The sequence below is a fragment of the Streptomyces sp. NPDC001480 genome (assembly GCF_042894725.1).
In the GTDB taxonomy this organism is placed as follows: Bacteria; Actinomycetota; Actinomycetes; order Streptomycetales; family Streptomycetaceae; genus Streptomyces.
The window spans coordinates 271,974-292,040 of the sequence record NZ_JBIAVX010000008.1; the positions used below are offsets into that span (position 1 = coordinate 271,974).

A 20,067-nucleotide genomic window follows, 5' to 3' on the forward strand; every position below is an offset into this window, starting at 1 on the left:
TCCTCCGCACCCCGTGCCCCGCGCCGGCACCGCACTCGTCGCCGCGCCGATATGCCGATGCTTGGCGGGGTGCGCCCGCCGATAGCCTCACTCGTCGTACTCCTGCTGGTGGTCGCCGCCCTGACCGTGATCGGCCTCGACGGCGTCCACACCGCGGGCATCCCGCAGGCCGTCCTGAACGGGGAGCAGCAGATCGCCGCGGACACCGCGGTGTCGATGCGCACCGCGATCGAAGCCGAGGCGGGCACGGTACGGCGTAAGGCCCACGCGTACCCGGCGACGAGCACATCGACCCCCACGACCACGCTCAAAGCGCTGACCTCCGGCAGGAAGGCGTTCCTCGGCCGTGCGCTGCTCGACGCGCGCACCGGCAAACTGCTGGCGACCGGCGGCAGGACCGTGCCACTGGCCGGAGTGGACGTCGCCAGGACGGCGTCCGAGCACGGGGAGATCCGGCCCCGGCTGGTGACGTCGGGCGGCACGCGGGAAATGCTGTACTTCGCCAGGGTCACGCTGCCCGCGCAGGACGACCCCGACCAGGACCAGTACCAGGCGCAGAACGGGACCGAGCGGCAGTGGCTGCTGGTGGTCTCCGAGGCGCTCCCCGCCCTCGCGGCGTACGGCGACGGGCGCACCGCACAAGCGCTGGACGCGAGCGGCACGGTGCTCGCCACCGCGGTCCGCGGCAAGGCCTCGCCGGCCGCCGCCCACAGCGGTCTGTCCGCGGCGGCGACCCGCGCGGCGAACGAGTCGGGGAGTGACACCGACGCCTCGGGAAGCCTGCTGGGCGCCGCCACCGGCAGCCGGCGCACCGTGGCCGGCTGGGCCCAGGTCGCCTCGACGACCGGTCCGGGCGTGACCGACGACCTCGGCCTGGTGGTGCTCACCTCCCGCACGGTGCCCGTCACGACCACCGCCGCCGACTACTCGCGTTTCGCGCTCGCGGCAGCCGGGGCGCTGGCCGTGGTCGCGCTGCTGCTCGGGCTGGGGCTGTACTTCTCCGTGCAGCAGCCACTGCTGCGGCTGTACCTGTCCGCCGGCCGCCTGGCCCGGGGCGCGACCGGGGACGGGCCGACCGCGTCGGAGGAGCTGTCCAGGCCGGTTCCGGTGCACGGCTTCGGGGAGCTGGCCCGGATCGGGCGGGCACTGGACTCACTGCGCGGGCAACTGCTCGGCGAGAGCGGCCCCCAGGAGTTCCCGGACCGGCGCGGGCCGGGCTACCGGGCGCTGGCCGTGGTCTGCCTGGTGGTCGTGGCCTGCTGGTCGGTTCCGATGATCTTCATGCTGAACCGGGCGGACACCGCGACCGCGGTCCCGGCTCCGGTCCTCGCCGACCAGCAGGCGCGCACCGAGATCGCGACGCATCGGATCCGGCAGTCCCTCGACCAGTCGTACACCGACCTGAGCGAGGCGGCCGCGAGTCTGGCGGGCAGGAGCCGGGAGGCCCAGACCGAGGTCCTGCGGCAGTCCCTCGCGGACCACAGGCAGTACCGCTCGCTGTATCTCCTGGACCGCTCGGGGGGCATCACGCTGAGGGTGGGCGGCACACCGCTGCGGACCCTCGTCCACGTGCCCCGCGGCGGCGGGATCACCACCGTCAACACCTCGGGCCGGATCCCGGCGATCGCCGCCTACGCCCAGGTCCCGGCCGTCAAGGGCAAGGCCCCGGCGGCCGGGGTGGTGCTGTTCGGCGAGATCGACGTGAAGGCGCTCAACTCCATTCTGGCCAGGCCGAAGCTGGGCAGCGTCTGGGTGACGGACGGCCACGACAGGGTGCTGGCGGCGAGCGTGGGCTACCGCGCCTTCCAGTCGCTGCCCGACTCCGGCCTGACCCGTCTCGTCCGCACCACCCAGGGCGCCCCGGGCACCACGGGCACCGCCACCTCGGCGGTGCACGGCACCTCCTCCGGACCATCGGTCGACGCCGCCGCGCCGCTGGCGCAGAGCGGCCCGACGGCCCACCTCGGCTGGCACGTGGTCACCGCGGAGCCCGCGGCGGCGCTCCAGATCCCCGCCGTGCAGGCCGAGCAGCGCACCATGCTCGCCGGCATCCTGGGCCTCGCCGTGGGCGCGGCCTGCCTGGGCTGGCTGCACGTCGTGGTGATCCGGCCGCTGCGCGCGGTCGCCGTGCTCGTCGAGCGGCTCGCGGGCGGAGACCGCCGCACCGTGCTGCATCCGGTCAACCACGACGAGATCGGTTCGGTCACCCGCGGCCTGGAGCTGGTGCGCCAGACCCTGGCGGAACACGACCGGGCGGCCAGGTCCGGCCACGCCGCCGGGCCGCCGCGGTCCCTGCGTGAGAACACCCTCCAGCGGTAGAAGGACGGAATCGGCGTGCTCTTCCTCTATGTCATCGTCCTGCTGTGCTGCGCCGGACTGTGGATCGCCGGAGCCCTGGAGCAGCGGCGGCACTTCGACTCGCTGGAACAGATACCCACGCGGGTGCTGGTCAACGGCATCCGCGGCAAGAGTTCCATCACCCGGCTGTGCGCGGGCGCGCTGCGCGGCGGTGGCCTGGTCACGGTGGCCAAGACCACCGGCACCGCGGCCCGGTTCGTCCATCCGGACGCCACCGAGGAGCCGATCTACCGCAAGTTCAACATCTCCAACATCGTCGAGCAGATCGGCATCGTACGGCGGGCGGCGACCTACCGGCCGGACGCGCTGGTGATCGAGTGCATGGCGGTGATGCCCGCGCTCCAGGAGATCAACCAGGAGAAGCTGATCCGTTCCACGATCGGCGTGCTGTGCAACGTCCGCGAGGACCATCTGGAGGAGATGGGGCCGACACTGGACGACGTCGCCCGCTCGCTCTCCCGCTCGATGCCGGTTGGCGGGGTGTGCGTGACGGCGGAGAAGGACCGGCTGCACATCCTCCAGGAGGAGGCCGACAAGCGGAACTGCCGGCTGATCGCGGTCGATCCGGAGACGGTGACCGACGCCGAACTGCGCGGCTTCAGCTGGTTCACCTTCAAGGAGAACGTGGCGATCGCGCTCGCCGTCGCCGAACTGCTCGGCATCGAGCGGCAGACCGCGATGCAGGGCATGTGGGACGCGCCGCCCGACCCGGGCGTGCTGTCCGTGGAACGCTATGTCACCCCCGAGGGCAAGCGGCTGCGGTTCGCCAACGTCTTCGCGGCCAACGACCCCGAGTCGACGCTGATGAACGTCAAGCAGCTGGAGGACCTGGGCGCGATCCGACGGCCGATCGGCGTGGTCATCAACTGCCGCCCGGACCGGGTGGAGCGCAACGGCCAGATGGGCACGATCGTCCCCGACCTCGCCGCCGAGACGGTGTTCCTGATCGGCCACCCGACCAAGAGCGCCGCCGACGCGATCCCGGCCGGCTTCACCGGGCGGGTGGTGGATCTCGGCGGCGACCGCCGGGACCCCGAGGAGCTGACCGCGGCGATCCTCTCGGAACTCGGCCCGGACTCCTCGCTGGTGGCGATCGGCAACATCCACGGCCAGGGCGAGTTGTTCCTGGAATGCCTGGCCGAGCTGCCGGTGGACGACTCCGAGGACCCGTTCGACCTCGTTCCCGACGGCGACGGCCTGGACCAGGAGACCATGCAGATCGCCCTGCCCCGCCAGCGGGTCTCGGTGGCCCGGCCGCCCGAGCCGGAGCCGTACAGCTGGGTGGCACCGCTGGATTCACCGACGCAAGCCATCCGCATCCCGGATCAGCGCGACCTCGCCCGCCGGGCCGCCGCCCGTCAGGGCCGGTCCGACGACCGGAGCACCGCGGACGACCAGCACCACTCCTACGACCCGTCCCAGTTCACGAGGAACCCGTGATCCCCGCCAATCTCAACGCACAGACCGCCGCGCTCGGGATCGCCCTCGGGCTGATCTTCTCGCTCGTCTGCTACCTGACCACCAACCTCTCCCCCGGGGGGATGATCACCCCCGGCTGGATCGCCCTCACGCTCGTCACCGACGTGCGGATGGCCGGGCTGATGGTCGCCGTGGCGACGGGGACGTACTTCCTGACGAAGCTGGTGCAGCGCACCGTGATTCTCTACGGCAAGCGGCTGTTCGCCGCCGTCGTGCTGTGCGCGGTGCTGATGCAGACCACCGTGATGCTCGCCCTCAGCCACGAGTTTCCGCTGCTGTACACGTCACAGACCCTTGGCTTCATCGTCCCCGGCCTGGTCTCCTACCAGATGGCCCGCCAGCCCCTGGCGGCCACGGTCATCTCGACCACCGCGGTGACCCTGGCCACGTACGTGGTGCTGGTCGCCGGTCTGCTGATCGGGGCCCTGCCCACCGGCTGACCCGCTCACCACCCGCACCCCTCACAGTTCAAGGAGGATCGGTCATGCACTCCGCACATGACGGCAGGCGAAGCGGCCCGACTCGCCGCGCCGTGTTCCGGACGATCGCGGGCGTGGCGGCCGCCGGTGCCGCGGGCGGCTTCGCCTGGGACCGCTTCGGGCACGGCAGCGACGACTCCGGCGGTACGGCCGCCGGCGGCACGGGCGCCGACCCGAGCGCCCGGGCCACCGGGCCCCACACCTTCGAGCGGCTGTCCGCCCCCGACCGCACCGTGGTCCGGGCCGGCGACGGCGGCACGCTCGCCACGTTCACCGACGGCGCCCGTACGGCCGTACTCACCGGGCCCAGCCGCACCTTCAGCGAGCCGCGCACCACCGAGGCCAAGGTGACCACGGACGCCTGGGTACGGGTGCTGCCGCACGCGTGGCAGCGGGGCACGGAGAAGTCCGCCTGGTTCAAGAGCTGGTTCAAGAAGGCGCTCGTCGACAGCAGCCCGGACGTCTTCGCCGTGGCGTTCCAGTACAGCAGCGCCGGGGCGCCCGACAAGCACAACGCCAAGGGCGTGCGCTACGCGGGCACCGCGCACTTCGGCCCGCGCAACTCCGCGGTCAAGAATCCGCTGGACTTCGCCTACTACGACGAGCAGTCCGACTTCTACGACTACCTGGGCATCGACTGGACCTTCCCGGACGGCACGCGCGCGCAGCCGGAGCAGGCCCGCTACGGCGATGTCGACTGCTCCGGCTTCCAGCGTCTGGTGTGGGGCTACCGCATGGGCATCCCCCTGCACAACACCAACACCAAGGGCCCCGGTCTGCCGCGCCGCGCCTTCGCCATCGCCGCCTACGGTCCCGGCCACATGGTGATCCCGCACACCGGCACGAAGCAGGCCACCGACCTCGACGCCCTGCAACCCGGCGATCTGGTCTTCTTCGCCATCATCAAGGACAAGCCGGACTTCATCGACCACGTCGGCATGTACATGGGCCTCGACGACCAGGGCCGGCACCGCTTCTACTCCAGCCGCTCCGCCGCCAACGGCCCCACCCTGGGTGACCTGTCGGGCCACGCGCTGCTGGACGGCACCGACTTCTACGCCCGCGGCTTCCGGGCGGCCCGCCGCCTGTGACCCCGCCGCGTGTGATGTCTCCGCGTGTGATGTCGCCGCGTGTGCACCGCCGCCTCACCTGACCTGCTGATCCGAGGACCACTGCCATGACCGCCATCCCCGCCGCCCAGCCCACCGGAGCGCAGGAAAGCCGTCCGGCGGCGAGCAGCCGCTCCGACCGGCCGGAGGACGCCCCGCGCTGGGAGCGCCCGGCGCTCGCCGCGGTGCTGGCCGTCGCCACGGGGCTGTACTCCTGGGGCATCGGGCACGCCGCGCTCCACCCCTTCTACGGTGCGGCGATACGCTCGATGGCCGGCAGTTGGCGGGCGTTCTTCTTCGGCGGGCTCGACGCCGCCGGCTCGATCAGCATCGACAAGCTGCCCGGCGCCTTCTGGCCCGACGCCGTCTCAGTCTGGCTCTTCGGCCCGCACACCTGGGCGGCCGCGCTCCCGCAGGTCGTCGAGGGCGTGCTCACCGTATGGCTGTTGCACCGGATCGTACGGGCCTGGGCCGGTCCGTTCGCGGCGCTGATCGCCGCGGTTACGCTCACCCTCACCCCGGTCACCGTGGTGCTCACCCGGGCCACCATCCCGGACACCGCGCTCACGCTGCTCCTGGTCGCGGCCGCCGGAGCGCTTCAGAAGGCGGTGCGCACCGAGCGGCTGCTGCCGATGATCACCTGCGGGATCTGGGTCGGACTCGCCTTCCAGGCGAAGATGCTTCAGGCGTGGCTGGTACTGCCGGTCTTCGCCGTCGTGTACCAACTCGTCGCGCCCGGAAGGCCGTTGCACCGGGCTGTGCGCGTCCTGGTGGGCGGGGCGGTCGCGCTGGCCGTCTCCTGCTCCTGGATGCTGATCGCCTCGGCGACACCGGCCGCCGACCGCCCGTACCTCGACGGAACGTCCGACAACGATCCGTTCGCCCTGGTCTTCGGCTACAACGGCCTGAGCCGCTTCAGCAGCGATCCCACCGCGTTCGGCGCCGTCGCGGGCACCGCCGCCAGCCGCACCACCGGCAACACCGGCTGGGACATGCTGATCAACCAAACGGTCGGCCCGCAGGTCGCCTGGTTCCTGCCGCTCGCCGTGCTCGCCGCGGTCCTGGGCGTCGCCCGGCGCGCCGGGCGACCGCGAACCGACCTGACGCGCGCGGGATTCCTGCTGTGGGGTGGCTGGCTGGCCGTGCACGCCCTGGTGTTCAGCGTCTCCAACGGCAACCACGCCTACTACACGGCCGTCATCGCCCCGGCGCTCGCCGCACTGGCCGGCGGCGGCCTCGCGCTCTTCCGCTCGGAGTACGAGGCGAAGTACGCGCCGGAGCGGGAGGCGGAGCACAAGCCGGAGCCTGCGACGGCGCACGAGAGGGAGCGGGAGGCGCAGCACGAGAGGGAGCACGAGACGGATCCGGAGAAGACGTACGCGCTGAGGCTGCCGACGACGTACCCGCCGGAGCCGGACACGACGTACACGCCGGAGCGGCAGGCAGAGCACGAGACGGAGCCGGCGACGGAGCAGGAGGCGGCCGGCCGGCGGCACCTGGTGCTGCCGGCGGCGATCGCGCTGACGGCGGCGTGGGCGCTGATGCTCGACTGGCCGACCCGATTCGTCTCCTGGCTGCTGCCGGTCGCCGTGATGCTCGCGCTGTGCGGCGTGGTGGGACTGTGGAGCCGCGGACCGCGCACCTCCCCGCGGATGGTCCAGGCCGCCCTCGCCGCCGGGATCGCGGCCACCCTGGTCGTACCGGCCGGCTGGGCCGTCTCCGCCCTCGACCCGCTCTACGCGGGCGCGACCACCTCGCCGATGACCGGTCCGGTCGGCAAGTCGTACAACGAGCATCCCCATCACGCTCCGCGAAGGACGGGACTCGACCGGCCCAGCGCCCGCGACACCGCCCTGCTCGACTACCTCACCAAGCACCGCCACGGCGAGAAGTACCTGCTCGCCACCCAGGCCGCCTACACCGCCGAGCCCCTGCTGCGCGCGAAGTCCGAGCCCATCCTCGTCATGGGCGGCTTCACCGGCAACACCCCCTTCCCGACCGCCCGGCAGCTCGGCGGCCTGGTCACCGCCCACCAGTTGCGCTACGCGCTGCTCACCACCCGGCGCCCCACCACTCCCGCCACCACCTGGGTGAAGTCCCACTGCACCCGCGTCCGGCCCACCGCCTACGGCCTTGGCACCGACGGCAGCTTCACCCTGTACGACTGCGCCTCCCACAAATGAGGTGCCGAGCCTGCGGGAGTCCGATCGAGAGTGGTGGCGGGCCGGGGCGGGCGGCGGCGTACTGCTCGCAGGCATGCCGTCAGCGCGCCTACCGGGAGCGGCGGCGGCCGGCCGACGTGCCCGTCCGGGAGCTGATATACGACATCGGGGACCGGCTGGGCCGGCTGCGGCTGGAACCCGGGCTCGCCTTCCATGCCGATGTCGAGGCCCTCTCGACGCGTTTCGCGCAGCTACGGCGCCTCGCCCGTGAGGCACGGGAATTCGTCACGCCTGCCGGTGTGACGAATTCCCGTGAGAATGCCTTCACCGCTCTCGTCGAAGGGCACCGGCGGGAGCTGCGGGTGCACTGCTATCGGCTGCTCGGCTCGTACGACGAGGCCGAGGACCTCACCCAGGAGGCGTTCCTGCGAGCCTGGCGGGCACGGGAGACGTTGGAGGGCGTGGACAACGCGCGCGCCTGGCTCTACAAGATCGCCACCAATCTGTGTCTCGACTTCCTGCGCAAGCACAACCGGCGCCCGGCCCCCTACGAACCGGTTCCGGGCATGGACTCCGGAGACGGGCCGGCGCCCCCGCGTCTGCCCTGGCTCCAGCCGTTTCCCGACGACCAGTTGCCCGACAGGCCGACGCCTCGGCACGAGCCCGATGAACAGGCCGTGGCAGGCGAGACGCTGGAGCTGGTCTTCCTGACGGCCATCCAGCAGCTCCCGCCCCGCCAGCGAGCGGCGGTGATCCTGCGTGACGTCGCAGGATGGTCGGCCAAGGAGACCGCCGATCTGCTGGGTTCCAGCCTGGCCTCGGCCAACAGCGCGGTCCAGCACGGCAGATCGGCTCTCCGGCAGGCACTGCCGGAGCGGCGCGAGGACTGGTCGGCCGCGCCGCCCAGTGCCGAGGACCTGGCCTTGCTCCAGCGCTATATGGACGCGGCGGCCCGGGCCGACACGGACGCCATGGTCGAGCTCGTACGGGAGGACGCGGTGCTCACCATGCCGCCGAACCCGTTCTGGTTCACCTCGCGTGACGCGCTCTTCGCGTTCGTACGGCCGAACCTCGATCCGGCGTCACCGATGTTCGCCGGGCACTGGCGGCACCTGCCCGTGCGGGCCAATGGCCAGTTGGCGGTCGCCGGCTACCTCCAGCGACCGGGGACGAGCGTCTTCAGGGCCCAGCTCATCGACGTGGTTCGGGTGGAGGAAGGCCGGATCGCCGAGATCACCACCTTCGAACCCCACCTCTTCCCCGCGTTCGGGTTGCCGATGACGCTGTGAGAGCGATGAGAGCGATGAGTTTTCCCGGCGGTCGCGTCCTATGGGTGACGGGCGCACACGGCGCCCCGACCCAAGGAGCCGAAGAGCCATGCTGAAGGACAAGGTCGCGATCATCTACGGTGGAGCGGGTTCCCTCGGTGCGGGAGTCGCGAAGGCGTACACGCGGGCGGGGGCACGGGTGTTCCTCGTCGGCCGTACGGAGACCGCGCTGCGGAAGGTCGCCGCCGAGCACGGTGCCGAGTACGACGTACTCGACGCTCGTGTCGAGGACGCCGTCGAGGCCCACGCCGCGTCGGTCGTCGAGCGGGCGGGCCGGATCGACATCTCCCTCAACCTGGTGCCGCGAGGGGACTTCCATGGCGTACCGCTGACCGAGATGTCGGTCGAGGACTACACACGGCCGGTCGTGCGGGGCATCGCCTGCCAGTTCATCACCGCCCGGGCCGCGGCACGCCGGATGACCGCACAGGGCTCGGGTGTGATCCTCTCCCTGGACAGCGCGTCCGGCAACGGCAGCCCGATGATGGGCGGCACCGCCGCGGCCGACGGCGCGATCGACGCGCTGATCCGCCAGTTCGCCCAGGAGGTCGGCCCGGCGGGCGTACGCGTCTGCGGGATCTGGACCGCCGGTGTCACCGACAGCCTCACCCCCGAGAAGCTGGCCGCCGCCGGTGCCCCCGGCATGGACGAGGCCGCGGTACAAGGCATCCGCTCCCACCTGGACAGTCTGCGGATGACGAAGCGCTCGCCGCGGATCGCGGACATCGCCGCGCTGGCGACGTTCCTCGCCTCCGACGCCGGTGCCGCCATCACAGGCACGTGGGTCAACGCGACCGCCGGAATGTTTCCCAGCTGACCACGGTTCCGGCCGGCGATCCTGTGGCGGGGGGGGCCGCCGTTTCAGTGACGGCGGCCCCCGGTACCGCATGGGTCAGGTGTTCCTGGTCCTGCGGCGGCGTACGACGGTGTAGCCGGCGGCGGCGGCGAGGACAGTCGCGCCGAGGGCCGCGGCCGCGACGACGGTGCCGGTGCCGGTGTGGCCGGAGGAACCGGCCGCCTGCGCGCAGTACTGGTCGTTGTCGCCCTTGACCGTGATGGTCAGGTGACCCCGGTCGCCGATCGCCTCGGACTTCGCGTGCTGCCCGCCGATGTCCACCGGGTAGCTTCCCGGCTTGATGTCGCAGCTGATGGTGCCGTAGCCCTCCCCGAAGCTGTTCTTCCGCATCTCCATGGCCACGTCCTTGGTGAACGCCGGAGACTTCACGGTGAAGCTGCCGTTGCCGTCCACGGCCAGGGACGTCAGGTCGACGTCGGACGTGACCACGACGGGCGCACCCTGCCGCAGGGGGCCGTCCCCGGTGCTGTCACTGTCGTTCTCGCGGATGCTGATGCTCAGGCCCGGACCGTCCGCCGCCGAGGCCGTGTGAGAGCCCGTGAGGCCGATGACGGTCGCGGCGAGAGCGGTCGCCGCACTGCGCAGGTACATCGCGCGTACCTCGCCTTCCTGAGAGGGAGTCACTCGGCCTTGGGCGGCACGAGCATGTGTTCACGGCCGAGGGTGGTGGAGGTGTCGGTGTAGAGGGTGGTCTCACCGTCCGACCAACGCACCAGCAGGTCGTCGGGTTCGCCCTGCGTGTAGGCGCCCGCGGTCATGACGGAGGCGTGGGTCCACAGCTTGTTAGAGGACAGCATCCGGACTTCCGTTCCCACACCGGAGGGGCTCGCGTCGCGGTAGAGCGACAGCTCACCGTCCGACCAGCGCACCACCACGTCCCAGTTGGGGCCGCCGGTGAAGTTGCCGGCGGTGAGGATCGTGGCGTGCTTCCAGGTGTCGTTGGGGTCCTTGAGCTTGTGCTCGTGGAGGAGGCCCCGGCCGTCGACGTCGGTGTAGAGGGAGAGTTCCCCGTCGACCCAGCGGACCATGAGGTCGTCGGTCCACTTGTTGTCGCTGTAGCGTCCGGCCGTGATCTGGGTGGCGTTCCGCCAGGTGTCGTTGGGCTTCTGGAGCTGCGTCTCCTTGGCGAATCCTCCCCTGCCGTCGCCGGTGTAGAGGGTGACCTCGCCGTCCACCCAGACCACGACGAGGTCGGAGGAGTCGCTGCCGGTGAAGTCGCCCCCGGCGATGACCTTGGCGTCCTTCCAGGTGTCGGACTTCGTGATCCTCTTCTCGCCGGAGAAGCCGCCCTTGCCGTCGCCGGCGTAGAGGGTGACCTCGCCGTCCACCCAGACCACGATCATGTCGGTCCTGCCGTCGCCGTTGTAGTCACCGGAGGCCATCTTCCTGGCCTTGGTCCACAGGCCGCCGCCGGTGGGGTACATGCTGTAGCCGCGCGGGTAGTTCTGCGGTTCGGTGTTGTTCTTCGCGGCGGCGTAGATCTCCAGGGCGCGCTTGTCGTAGGTGGCGGCGAAGGAGATGCGGTCGCTGTCGTTCTCCAGGCCGCCGCCGTAGTAGCCGCCGAGGTTGCCGATCACGGTTCCGCTGCCGGTCGTGGTGTTCAGGCCGGTGATCCAGGGGCTCCCGGAGGTGCCTCCGTAGAAACCGCCGCACTCCATGCGCATCTGCCGGTAGCCGGGGAGCTGCCGGGTCGTGACGCCGGGGCAGATGATCGGCCGGTTCTTCGGGTTGTGGCTGCCCGGGTAGCCGACCACGGTCACGGTCTGGCTGTAGTCGCCGTTCACCTGGCCGAGCTTGAGGGCGGCGCCGACAGCCTTCTGCACGCTCTGGTTGCTGCTGTTGGTGCCTACCCGGGCGAAGGCGTAGTCCAGGTCGGAGTAGGCGTCACGGGTGGGCTTGCCGCCCACCTTGTACCAGCGGGAGTCGCGGATCCACTTCTGCACCGGGAACCGGCCGTAGGGGGCGGGGTTCCTCGCCGCGCCGTCGTAGCGGGGCACGAACATGCCCTTGCTGCCGCCCGAGCAGTGTGCGGCGGTCAGGACGACGTTGCCCTGCGGGCTGTCGATGACACTGGCCGAGCAGAAGCGCCCCTCCAGTCTGTCGGTGGCGGGGTTCCTCGTGTAGTGGAAGAAGGTGCCGACGGTGGGGACACCTGCGAAGTAGTGCCCGTCCTTGGCGGCCGCCGCTGCCGCTGCCTCCGCCCCTGCCCCTGCCGACCGGCGTGCGTCGGGCTTCCAGCCAGCGGGCGCCTCGGGGCGGGGAGAGTCCGGTGTGGCCGCGGCCATCCGCTCGGACGTCCAGAACCTTTCGGCCGCTTCGCTCGTCCACCGGGCGTCTGCGACCGCGTCGTCATCGCCGTCGTGGGCGTGGGCGAAGGGCGCGGGCGTAGAGGGTGTGGGTGTTGCGGAGGCGGAGGGTGCAGAGGGCGCGGAGGGCGCGGAGAGATCCGACGGCGTGGCGGCCGCGGGGCTGGTGGAAGGTGTGATCGGGGGAGGGGTGTCGGCGAGGGCGGGCGTGGCGGTCGCCAGGACCAGCGCACCGGCTGACATCAGTAGCTTGTGTATTCGAGTTATGCGCACGTTTCCTCAACATGTATGGAGCTCTTGGCATGCTGGCGGTCCCTGAGGGGCGGCCCGGCCGGCTCGACGCACGCCGGCTCGACGCACGTCGGCTCGACGCCGTGGAGCCCGGCTGCGGGCACGGTGGTACCTCGGTCCGCGACAGCGGCGGCTGTTACCTCAGGGAGAGCTTGCTTCCCCGGTCATCCGACCCGTTGCGATCGAAGCGCGGCGCCGACGGCAGTCGTGCCCGCGGCAGCGGGCATGCGCTGGTACCTGGTCATGAGTCCCCCGTTCCGCGAGCCGTGGCCGGACGGGTGAGTTGGTCGGACTCCCCGTGCTCCGGCCCGGCATGCATGTCTTCGGCAGATCACTGCCGAGCTCGATCCAAACCTACCCCGCCCGGTATCGAGGGCGAGAGGTCAGCGCCAGAGAATGACGAGCGAGGCCAGGAGCAGTGCAGCCGCGATGGACAGCCCCAGGATTCGGTAGGGCCGCCATGCCGTCAGTGCCACGCCGGCGGCCCATACGGCTCCCACCACGACGGCCGGCCACTTGCCGACCGTGCTCAGCGTGGCATCGAGCGGGAACGGTGCCAGCAGGAGCGTCGGCGGGATGACCGTCAGCCCGGGGCGGATGCCCAACAGCCTGTACGCCACGATCAGCCCGACGAGTGCGATGGCGAACGAGGCGGGGAACGAGAGGACCGGCCACGGCGTCAGGCACACACTGGTGTCATCGGCGCACACGCGGGCGTCGTAGGCGTACGCCCCCTGTACGAGACGGATCGACAGGTAGGTGAGAGCGGCGGCCGTTGCGGCAGCGCCCGTGACGCGCATGGCCAGAGCCCCACCGGATGGCGCCGCGAGCTCACTTTGCCGCTGTACCGAAGTAGCGCGCATGACGAAATTCTCGCCGGTCGTGACGGCCGGGGCCTGAGTACGCGTACTCAGGCCCCGGCCGTCTCCCCTCCCCCTCTATGGAGCGGGTTCGTAGGTCACGGTGGTGCCCGGGCACGCTTCCGCGAGTTGGGTGAGTGCTTCGAGTTCGACGGCGTCGACGGTGAGGCCCCAGCGGAGCTTCGTGGCGATCCACTCCGAGGCGTAGCGACACGTGGCGTCGACGGCCGGCGGCAGCCACTGGGCCGGGTCCTGGTCGGCCTTGCTGCGGTTGGAGGCCGCGGAGACGGCGACGAGGGATGCCTGGGCGCCCAGGTCGTTCGCGTACGCCTCACGTCGCTCCGCGGTCCACTGCGACGCCCCGGAGTCCCAGGCCTCGGCGAGCGGCACCATGTGGTCGATGTCCAGGGCGGACGCGGGGGTCATCCACTTGGCGTCGTAGTACGACCACCAGAGCCCTCCCGACAGCTTGCAGCCCGGGAGGACCTCGGGCGGGACGACCGCCTCGGCGATGAGCACCTCCGCTCGGGTGTTGCAGCCGTCGGTCGGGTTCGCGCCCGCGTTCCAGTGCTTGAAGCTCGTGCGCTGGTAACCGTCCCTCACCTCCGCCGCGAGCGGGAGGTCGTCGACCGCGGCCGCCATCGGAAGGGTGTACGTCTCGAAGGAACGATCCTGCGCATGCGCCGGAGCGGGTGCCGCGAAGGGCACGACAAGGAGTGCAGCCGCGATCGCGGCACGTCTGAGGTTCTTGATCACACATCGCAGACTCAACTGCGTGTATCTAATATGACTGGTTCAACTCGAACGAATGAGCCATATGGACGTCTGGATTCACCACCGGATGTGCCATGAGGCACCCGTGTTCACTGCACCAGATAGAGCTGGGAGCAGCAGGGCATCACGGTGAGAGCAAGCGGAGCCGATGTGGCCGCCGCCCAGCCGTCAAAGCAAGTCAGCGCCCAAACCAGCCGCAAACGGCCGCAGCTTGCCAAGCTGAGGGCTCCGGCACCATTGCCACGGGGCCGGCCGTCGCGGCTTGCCCTGGTCGACGGCACCGGCAGCGTGGCTGAGGCCAGTGGGGGTGCAGGTCGTCGATGACCACCAGGTGTACGCGCCCACTGCCCCTGAACAGGGAAAACGCAGGTCACCAAGATCCCCCGCAAGACCCGGGGTGCCTCCGCGATGTTGGTCGCGCTGGGTGTGGTGACTGACGTGCAGGTGGAAATCAGCCACGTTGGCGTGAACACAGTACGCTCGCGCTATCTATCGTGGTGCCTGCGGCGGGGGCTCGACCGGCAGGCCTGATTTCCCTGGGGACTACATGCGCTCAATCGCCATAGGTGCCGCTCTGTCCGGCGCCCTGGCACTCGCCGTCGCAAGCGCTCCAACGGCTCAGGCCGACGAGTCGTGGGGCGGCGACACAACGATCACCAGCGTCACGGTCAACGGCGGCAAGCCCATCGTGGTCGGCACCTCCAACACGGTCACCTTCTCGGCTTCGGTGACCGCCACCGATCCGGACGGCATCGAAACGGCCCGCGTGTTCGTGTGGCACGGCGGCCCCAAGGAAGAAGACACGGACATGACGGTGCCGTTCGGCCGTCCTACCTGCACAGCCGTCGACGCAGCGACGAAGACCTGCGTCGTCCCCTTCACCCTCGACCCCCGCGACCTGCAGAAGAACGCTTGGGCCGGGCAGTGGAAGGTCGGCGTCGACGCCTTCGACAAGGGCAACGGCGGCATCTCCCTGGATGCCTACAAGTACACGAACATCCAGCGCTACTCGAAGCTCAGCGTCAACGCTTCGCCGGAGCCGGTCGCCAAGGGCAAGACCATCACCGTCACTGGCAAACTGACCCGCGCCAACTGGGAGACCCACGACTACCGTGGCTACACCAATCAGCCGGTCAAGCTGCAGTTCCGCAAAGCGGGAACAGACACCTACACGACGGTCAAAACCGTGTACACCAACAGCACCGGCAACCTGAAGACCACCGCGACAGCTGCCAGCGACGGCTACTGGCGCTACTACTTCTCCGGCACCAGCACGACCGCGACGGTCAAGACCGCCGGGGACTACGTAGACGTGCGGTAGACAGAGACATCACGCACTGATCAAGCTCCCATCAACGGGTTCTCCGTCGGAGGGGGCTTGATGCGTGCTGGGGCTGTCTCGGGGCCGTCAGCTACTTGACCGGGGGGAACCCGGCAGCCGCAGCTGTTCCGCTGGCATCCAACGCTGACATCAACGAGCCCGGGCGGCGGCATACGGCAGCGCCCGGTAGACGACCGCCCCTTCACCATCAGACCCCCAGCCAGGACACAGGCCGCTACAGCAGCTTGACTCGGTCATTAAGACTCCGCCGACCTTCGTTGACCCAAGTCCCGCTCTCAATCCACTGCCAACGGCGGCCAACTACGACCTGCCTGTCTCGAACCGAGCACCGGCAAAGGGATGTTCTGACAGACTGGGATGCGCTCGAAGCGCCAAGTGCGGTTCTCCTTCAACCCAACGCCCCGAGGGGCTCGATTGTAGGGAGACCAAACGATGGATCCGTTTTCGCTTCTGCTGATCGCCGTCATCTTCATGTTGGTGCGCGAGAGGTCGTAGCGGGATGCTGGTGCCGAGAGCACCGCCGAGGGCCCTTCTTAGGGCCCTCGGTCGTGATCCTCGAAGTACCGTGTCAGACCGTCCCACCCGTCACGTCCCTACACCCAGCGCCTCATGGTTCACTCCGCCCGATGGGTACAACTCTGCTCTGGCGAGGTGCTTGTCATGATGCTGAGATCTCCGACTGCTGGTGCGGGACGATACCGTTTGCGTTTGCCTGCGGCAGCGAGTCGGTCGTCTTCAGGACACCGTCCAGTTCGGGCAGCTTCGCCCCCGAGAACTTCAAGATCAACGCCGCCTGAAGGTGCGCCTTGAGGGCGGGATCATCAACGTCATCGAGCAGTCGAATGGACTGACCGGCATCACGCTCAGCTCGCATGTCCTGTCGAAGCCCCTTGGCCTGCTCTGACATGTGCTTGAGAGCCATGTCTGCCCGACGGTGGAAGAGGGTACCGATAAGACCAGTCAAGAGGCCCGCCACACTGGTCACCGCATTGGCGTACTGCTCACCGGTTGTTTGTGCCCGAAAGACGGCCATGCCGACGCCACTGACGAGTACGGTTCCACCGATCGCAGAGAATGACAGGCTCACAGCGAAACTGCGCTTCGCCTGCACTACGCCGAAGGCGTAATACTGGGTCAAGATTTCGGTGAACTTCTCCTCCTGACCTGATTGACCAGGCGGAAGGCCCGACTTGATGCGGGCAAGCTCCTTATCGACGTCTGCCTGAAGCCTCTTGGCCCACAAGGGCGACACGGCTCTGACCACGATTTGAACGGCACCCGCCGAAAGAACAATGATCAGCCCGATCGTCTGAGCAGTCGAAAGGTCCACCGCAGAAGCGTGGCAGTGCAACCCGTCGTTCGCCAACGGCGTGGCCAACTCGTGACCGATCACCCGCCAGCTCGTGCGTCTGATCACCCCCCACCGTCGAAGATTGGGCCCAAACAACGCTGGAGAGCGAAAACGCCCGAACTCCTCACCCGCCGCCGCACCACAAGCGCACCAGATCAAGCAGGGAGCGACGGGGAACCACGGTGAAAGCAGCCAGGCCCGACGAGGTCCCACTTGACCGTTCGACCAGGTCAGCACCCAAGCCGCCCCCAAACGATCGCAGCTTCCCAAGCTCATGGCGTCGGCCCAGGAGGAAGTTCAGACGAGGTCTCGCCAAAAAGGGACCGTTGCCGTCGGGTTCCAGTTTTCGTCGACGTCGCCGCGTGCCTCGTCGAACTCCTGGTGCATGTAGTCGGCCAGGTCCAGCCCGTAGTGGATGACGTCGGTCTGCCACATCGAGAACACTGGATGTCCGAAGCTTCCCCGGCCGGCCGGCAGGTATCGGTGGGCGTACACGGGCACCAGCACCGGTGCCGCCCGCAGATGACGCCTCGCTGTCTCCAGTGCCGCCGCCCCGTCGGAGGGACGCTCGCCCCAGCCGTCGTACCAGAACGCGTTGTGCTCGACGTCGAGGAGGACACCCTCGACCGGCCAGTCGAGCTGCCGACGCAAGCTGGTCAGGTCGCCGCCCCTCCACTCCGGCCAGGGCCTGGACCAGGTCTGCCCGTCCTCGGGAGGGACGTTGACCGGTAGGCCGACTGCGAGGAACGCTCGGTGATCGTCTGCGAACTCGAAGCCGTACTCGCGCTCGATACGGGCGAACTCGGCGTCCGTCAGACCCGGCTCGAACTCATAGAGGCCCGTTTCTGCCAGACGGCGTGCGGCTTCCGCACCCAGGCGTACTCCCTCACTGCTGATCACCGCAGCAACGCTAGAGCCAAACGAAGCTCGCAGTCACCCGAGTTGTGCGCGACAGGTGCGGCTCCGTCTCCGGGGCGGCAGGCCCTACTGTGATCCCCGTGAGGCAGGCAGGCGCTGGGAAGGACGATCGGCGATGGCGACGCCCCTGAGCAGCGGGGATCCGGAGTCCATAGGCGGGTACGCCCTTCTCGGCCGACTGGGGGCGGGCGGTATGGGGGCCGTCTATCTGGGGGTCTCCGCCTCGGGACGGCAGGTCGCGGTCAAGCTCGTGCACGGGCCGTATGCCCAGGAGGAGGAGTTCCGGACGCGCTTCCGGCAGGAGATCGCGGCGGCGCGCAGGGTGAGCGGCGCCTTCACCGCGCCGGTCGTGGACGCCGACCCGGACGCCGACCGGCCGTGGATGGCGACGCTCTACGTGCCGGGGCCCACCCTTGCCGAAGTCGTGGAGAAGGACGGCCCGCTGGGCCGGCGGGAACTGCGCGCGCTGGGGCTGGGACTCACCGAGGCGCTGCGAGACATCCACCGGGCGGGCCTGGTGCACCGGGACCTCAAACCGGGCAACGTCCTGATGACCGAGGACGGGCCACGCGTCATCGACTTCGGCATCTCGCGCGCTTCCGACCACCAGAGCCGCACCACGACCGGGCGGATGATCGGCACTCCGCCCTTCATGTCGCCGGAACAACTGGCCTCTCCGCGAGACGTCACCCCGGCCTCGGACGTGTTCTCGCTGGGGTCACTGCTGGTGTTCGCAGCCGTGGGCACGGGGCCGTTCGACGCCCAGAGCCCGTACATAACCGGCTATCAGGTCGTGTTCGGGACCCCGGACCTCGGCGGGGTGCCCGAAGCGCTCCTGGGCATCGTCGAGCGCTGCCTGGACAAGGACCCGGCCGCACGGCCGGGACTGACGGAACTGCACCGCATGCTCCAGGCGCTGCCGGAATCCGACGACTCCGGGTCCCCGGAGGCCGGGCCGGCCGCGAAGCCCCGGCGCCGTCCCGCTTCTCCGAGTGCGGAAGCCACCTCCGAGGCCGCCACCTCCGAGGCCGCCACCTCCGAGGCCGCCACCTCCGAGGCCGCCACTTCCGCGGGCGCCTCGACCGACAGCGGCAGCGGTAAGCGACGCCTAGCGCGGGTGCTGCTCACCGGCCTCGGTGCGGTGCTGGCCGTCACGGGGCTGGGTATGGGCGTGGGGGCCTTCGTGTCCGATGCGGGCACCACCACTGCCCGCGAGACCGCCGGCTCCCGCGCCACCGCCCGTACCGCGTCACTGCCCGACGGCTGGCGGCCGTGGCAGACGCGGCTGCGGTACGACGTGAAGGGCGTCCCCCTCACATACGACAGCCCCGGGTGCGTGACGGAGGGCAGCGCCCTGTTCTGTGGCGGTACGGGCTTCACCGCCGCCAGGATCGACGCGGCCTCCGGTCGCACCCTGTGGCGGGCCGGCACCCGACCCCAGGAGGCGCAGCCGATCGGTGTGCGCGACGGCGTGGTCTACATGTACGAGGAACCGGACGCCAGGACCAGGCGCGTGGTGGCCCTCGACGCCGGTACCGGGAAGCGGCGGTGGCAACGCGACACCAACCCGTCCGAGGACGCGGTCCTGTACGACGGCGGACTGCTGACCCTGTCTCCCGACTACTCGGAGTTCGTGGCCTACGGGCCTGCCGGCAAGGAACTGTGGCGGGCGCCCTCGCTGGACGAGTACTGCACCCCGTCGGCGCTGGGAGGTGTTCCCTACGCCCTGTGCTCGAAGGGCACCGAGCCCGGCCAGGCCCCGGTCGAACTGATGAGGCTCGGACCCGGCAGTCTGAACGAAGCCGCCACACTGCCCAAGAAGGCGGAAGCGCTCGGCGCTGTCGGCGGGCAGCCCCTGTTCCTCGCGCCTCAGACCGCGAAGGACGTGTACGAATCCGGGTACGAACGGCCGTACAACGCGCTGCTGCGGGTGGCCCCGGAAACCGGGCGGGTCAGACGGATTCCGCTGGCGCATCCGCTGACCGGCGCGGCCACCCTGGTGGACCGCGTCGTCTACTTCGTCCGGTCCGACGGCATGGTCACCGCCGTGTCGGCGGACAGCGGCAGACAGCTCTGGCAGAAGGTGACGGACGTGGAGAGCCTGTCCGCGCCCGCGGTGTCCGCGACATACAAGCGGGTCTACTTCTCCAACCGCTTCGGCCGTCTGCTGGCCCTGGACAGCCGCACCGGTGCGGAGGTCTGGCGCACCTCCGCGCTGGACGACCCAGGGGACAAGGCGCAGGGCTACCCGCCGCGGGTGCTGCTCGTCAGGGACGCGATCGTGGCGATGGCCGGCGACACGGCCTTCTCCCGGAGCCCGGACGGGCCCACCTGACCGGGCACCTGACCGAGCCCACCTGACCGGGCGGGGCAATTGCCGCGCACCGTGCGATGTCCGGTCCTGATACTTCTTACTCTCATTTGACCCGTTATTGCACAGCTGTGACAGCGAGC

The 20,067-nt window shown here is 70.0% G+C and carries 15 protein-coding genes; 9 read left to right on the top strand and 6 right to left on the bottom strand.

Features of this window, described 5'->3' with window-relative positions; translation table 11 throughout:
• The first annotated feature begins 69 nt into the window (after positions 1–69).
• From ACFY01_RS21630 to ACFY01_RS21660, 7 genes are all read left to right on the top strand, one after another.
• Positions 70–2,319 (top strand): HAMP domain-containing protein, encoded by a 2,250-nt coding sequence (locus ACFY01_RS21630; RefSeq protein WP_390737332.1) that lies wholly within the window; start codon positions 70–72, stop codon positions 2,317–2,319.
• 15 nt (positions 2,320–2,334) lie between these two features.
• Entirely contained in the window at positions 2,335–3,798 is a 1,464-nt protein-coding gene (gene pgsB, locus ACFY01_RS21635; RefSeq protein WP_390737333.1) for a poly-gamma-glutamate synthase PgsB, read from the top strand.
• Positions 3,795–4,277: a poly-gamma-glutamate biosynthesis protein PgsC/CapC gene (locus ACFY01_RS21640; RefSeq protein WP_189981874.1), complete on the top strand. Its 483-nt coding sequence runs from the start codon at positions 3,795–3,797 to the stop codon at positions 4,275–4,277. Before pgsB ends, ACFY01_RS21640 begins: the two co-directional genes overlap by 4 nt.
• A 44-nt stretch (positions 4,278–4,321) precedes the next feature.
• Positions 4,322–5,407 carry an NlpC/P60 family protein gene (locus ACFY01_RS21645; RefSeq protein ID WP_390737334.1) on the top strand — a complete coding sequence of 362 codons (1,086 nt, stop codon included), beginning with the start codon at positions 4,322–4,324 and terminating at the stop codon, positions 5,405–5,407.
• An 86-nt stretch (positions 5,408–5,493) separates the two neighbouring features.
• Positions 5,494–7,608, top strand: coding sequence for a glycosyltransferase family 39 protein (locus tag ACFY01_RS21650; protein ID WP_390737335.1), 2,115 nt, complete (start codon positions 5,494–5,496; stop codon positions 7,606–7,608).
• A complete protein-coding gene (locus ACFY01_RS21655; protein ID WP_390737336.1) occupies positions 7,605–8,876 on the top strand; it encodes an RNA polymerase subunit sigma-70 in 1,272 nt (423 codons plus the stop codon). The genes ACFY01_RS21650 and ACFY01_RS21655 overlap by 4 nt, the downstream gene beginning before the upstream one ends.
• Positions 8,877–8,964: 88 nt before the next feature.
• Positions 8,965–9,732 (top strand): SDR family NAD(P)-dependent oxidoreductase, encoded by a 768-nt coding sequence (locus tag ACFY01_RS21660; RefSeq protein ID WP_390737337.1) that lies wholly within the window; start codon positions 8,965–8,967, stop codon positions 9,730–9,732.
• Between the two features lie 75 nt (positions 9,733–9,807).
• On the opposite strand, the gene ACFY01_RS21665 is transcribed toward ACFY01_RS21660, so the two are convergent.
• The 4 genes from ACFY01_RS21665 to ACFY01_RS21680 all read right to left on the bottom strand — a co-directional run bounded on the left by ACFY01_RS21665 (position 9,808) and on the right by ACFY01_RS21680 (position 13,984).
• A complete protein-coding gene (locus ACFY01_RS21665; RefSeq protein WP_390737338.1) occupies positions 9,808–10,362 on the bottom strand; it encodes a hypothetical protein in 555 nt (184 codons plus the stop codon).
• A 29-nt stretch (positions 10,363–10,391) separates the two neighbouring features.
• A complete protein-coding gene (locus tag ACFY01_RS21670) occupies positions 10,392–12,320 on the bottom strand; it encodes an FG-GAP-like repeat-containing protein (RefSeq protein ID WP_390737339.1) in 1,929 nt (642 codons plus the stop codon).
• Between the two features lie 431 nt (positions 12,321–12,751).
• Positions 12,752–13,168, bottom strand: a complete 417-nt coding sequence (locus ACFY01_RS21675) for a hypothetical protein (RefSeq protein WP_390737340.1) — start codon at positions 13,166–13,168, stop codon at positions 12,752–12,754.
• A 138-nt stretch (positions 13,169–13,306) separates the two neighbouring features.
• Positions 13,307–13,984: an HNH endonuclease family protein gene (locus ACFY01_RS21680; RefSeq protein WP_390737341.1), complete on the bottom strand. Its 678-nt coding sequence runs from the start codon at positions 13,982–13,984 to the stop codon at positions 13,307–13,309.
• Positions 13,985–14,549: 565 nt separating this feature from the next.
• Between ACFY01_RS21680 and ACFY01_RS21685 the strand changes: the two genes are divergently transcribed.
• A complete protein-coding gene (locus tag ACFY01_RS21685; RefSeq protein ID WP_390737342.1) occupies positions 14,550–15,323 on the top strand; it encodes a calcium-binding protein in 774 nt (257 codons plus the stop codon).
• A 679-nt stretch (positions 15,324–16,002) separates the two neighbouring features.
• On the opposite strand, the gene ACFY01_RS21690 is transcribed toward ACFY01_RS21685, so the two are convergent.
• Together ACFY01_RS21690 and ACFY01_RS21695 are read right to left on the bottom strand one after the other, a co-directional pair.
• Positions 16,003–16,674 carry a hypothetical protein gene (locus ACFY01_RS21690; protein ID WP_390737343.1) on the bottom strand — a complete coding sequence of 224 codons (672 nt, stop codon included), beginning with the start codon at positions 16,672–16,674 and terminating at the stop codon, positions 16,003–16,005.
• A gap of 318 nt (positions 16,675–16,992) precedes the next feature.
• Positions 16,993–17,595, bottom strand: coding sequence for a hypothetical protein (locus ACFY01_RS21695; protein ID WP_390737344.1), 603 nt, complete (start codon positions 17,593–17,595; stop codon positions 16,993–16,995).
• A 133-nt stretch (positions 17,596–17,728) separates the two neighbouring features.
• Between ACFY01_RS21695 and ACFY01_RS21700 the strand changes: the two genes are divergently transcribed.
• Positions 17,729–19,948 carry a PQQ-binding-like beta-propeller repeat protein gene (locus ACFY01_RS21700; protein WP_390737345.1) on the top strand — a complete coding sequence of 740 codons (2,220 nt, stop codon included), beginning with the start codon at positions 17,729–17,731 and terminating at the stop codon, positions 19,946–19,948.
• Positions 19,949–20,067 lie beyond the last annotated feature (119 nt).

Excerpts from the sequence above, each read along its gene's own strand:
- ACFY01_RS21675 (WP_390737340.1), bottom strand. The coding sequence starts at position 13,168 with ATGCGCGTCACGGGCGCTGCCGCAACGGCCGCCGCTCTCACCTACCTG.
- ACFY01_RS21655 (WP_390737336.1), top strand. The coding sequence starts at position 7,605 with ATGAGGTGCCGAGCCTGCGGGAGTCCGATCGAGAGTGGTGGCGGGCCG.
- ACFY01_RS21670 (WP_390737339.1), bottom strand. The coding sequence starts at position 12,320 with ATGTCAGCCGGTGCGCTGGTCCTGGCGACCGCCACGCCCGCCCTCGCC.
- ACFY01_RS21645 (WP_390737334.1), top strand. The coding sequence starts at position 4,322 with ATGCACTCCGCACATGACGGCAGGCGAAGCGGCCCGACTCGCCGCGCC.
- ACFY01_RS21685 (WP_390737342.1), top strand. The coding sequence starts at position 14,550 with ATGCGCTCAATCGCCATAGGTGCCGCTCTGTCCGGCGCCCTGGCACTC.
- ACFY01_RS21665 (WP_390737338.1), bottom strand. The coding sequence starts at position 10,362 with ATGTACCTGCGCAGTGCGGCGACCGCTCTCGCCGCGACCGTCATCGGC.
- ACFY01_RS21700 (WP_390737345.1), top strand. The coding sequence starts at position 17,729 with ATGGCGACGCCCCTGAGCAGCGGGGATCCGGAGTCCATAGGCGGGTAC.
- ACFY01_RS21660 (WP_390737337.1), top strand. The coding sequence starts at position 8,965 with ATGCTGAAGGACAAGGTCGCGATCATCTACGGTGGAGCGGGTTCCCTC.
- ACFY01_RS21650 (WP_390737335.1), top strand. The coding sequence starts at position 5,494 with ATGACCGCCATCCCCGCCGCCCAGCCCACCGGAGCGCAGGAAAGCCGT.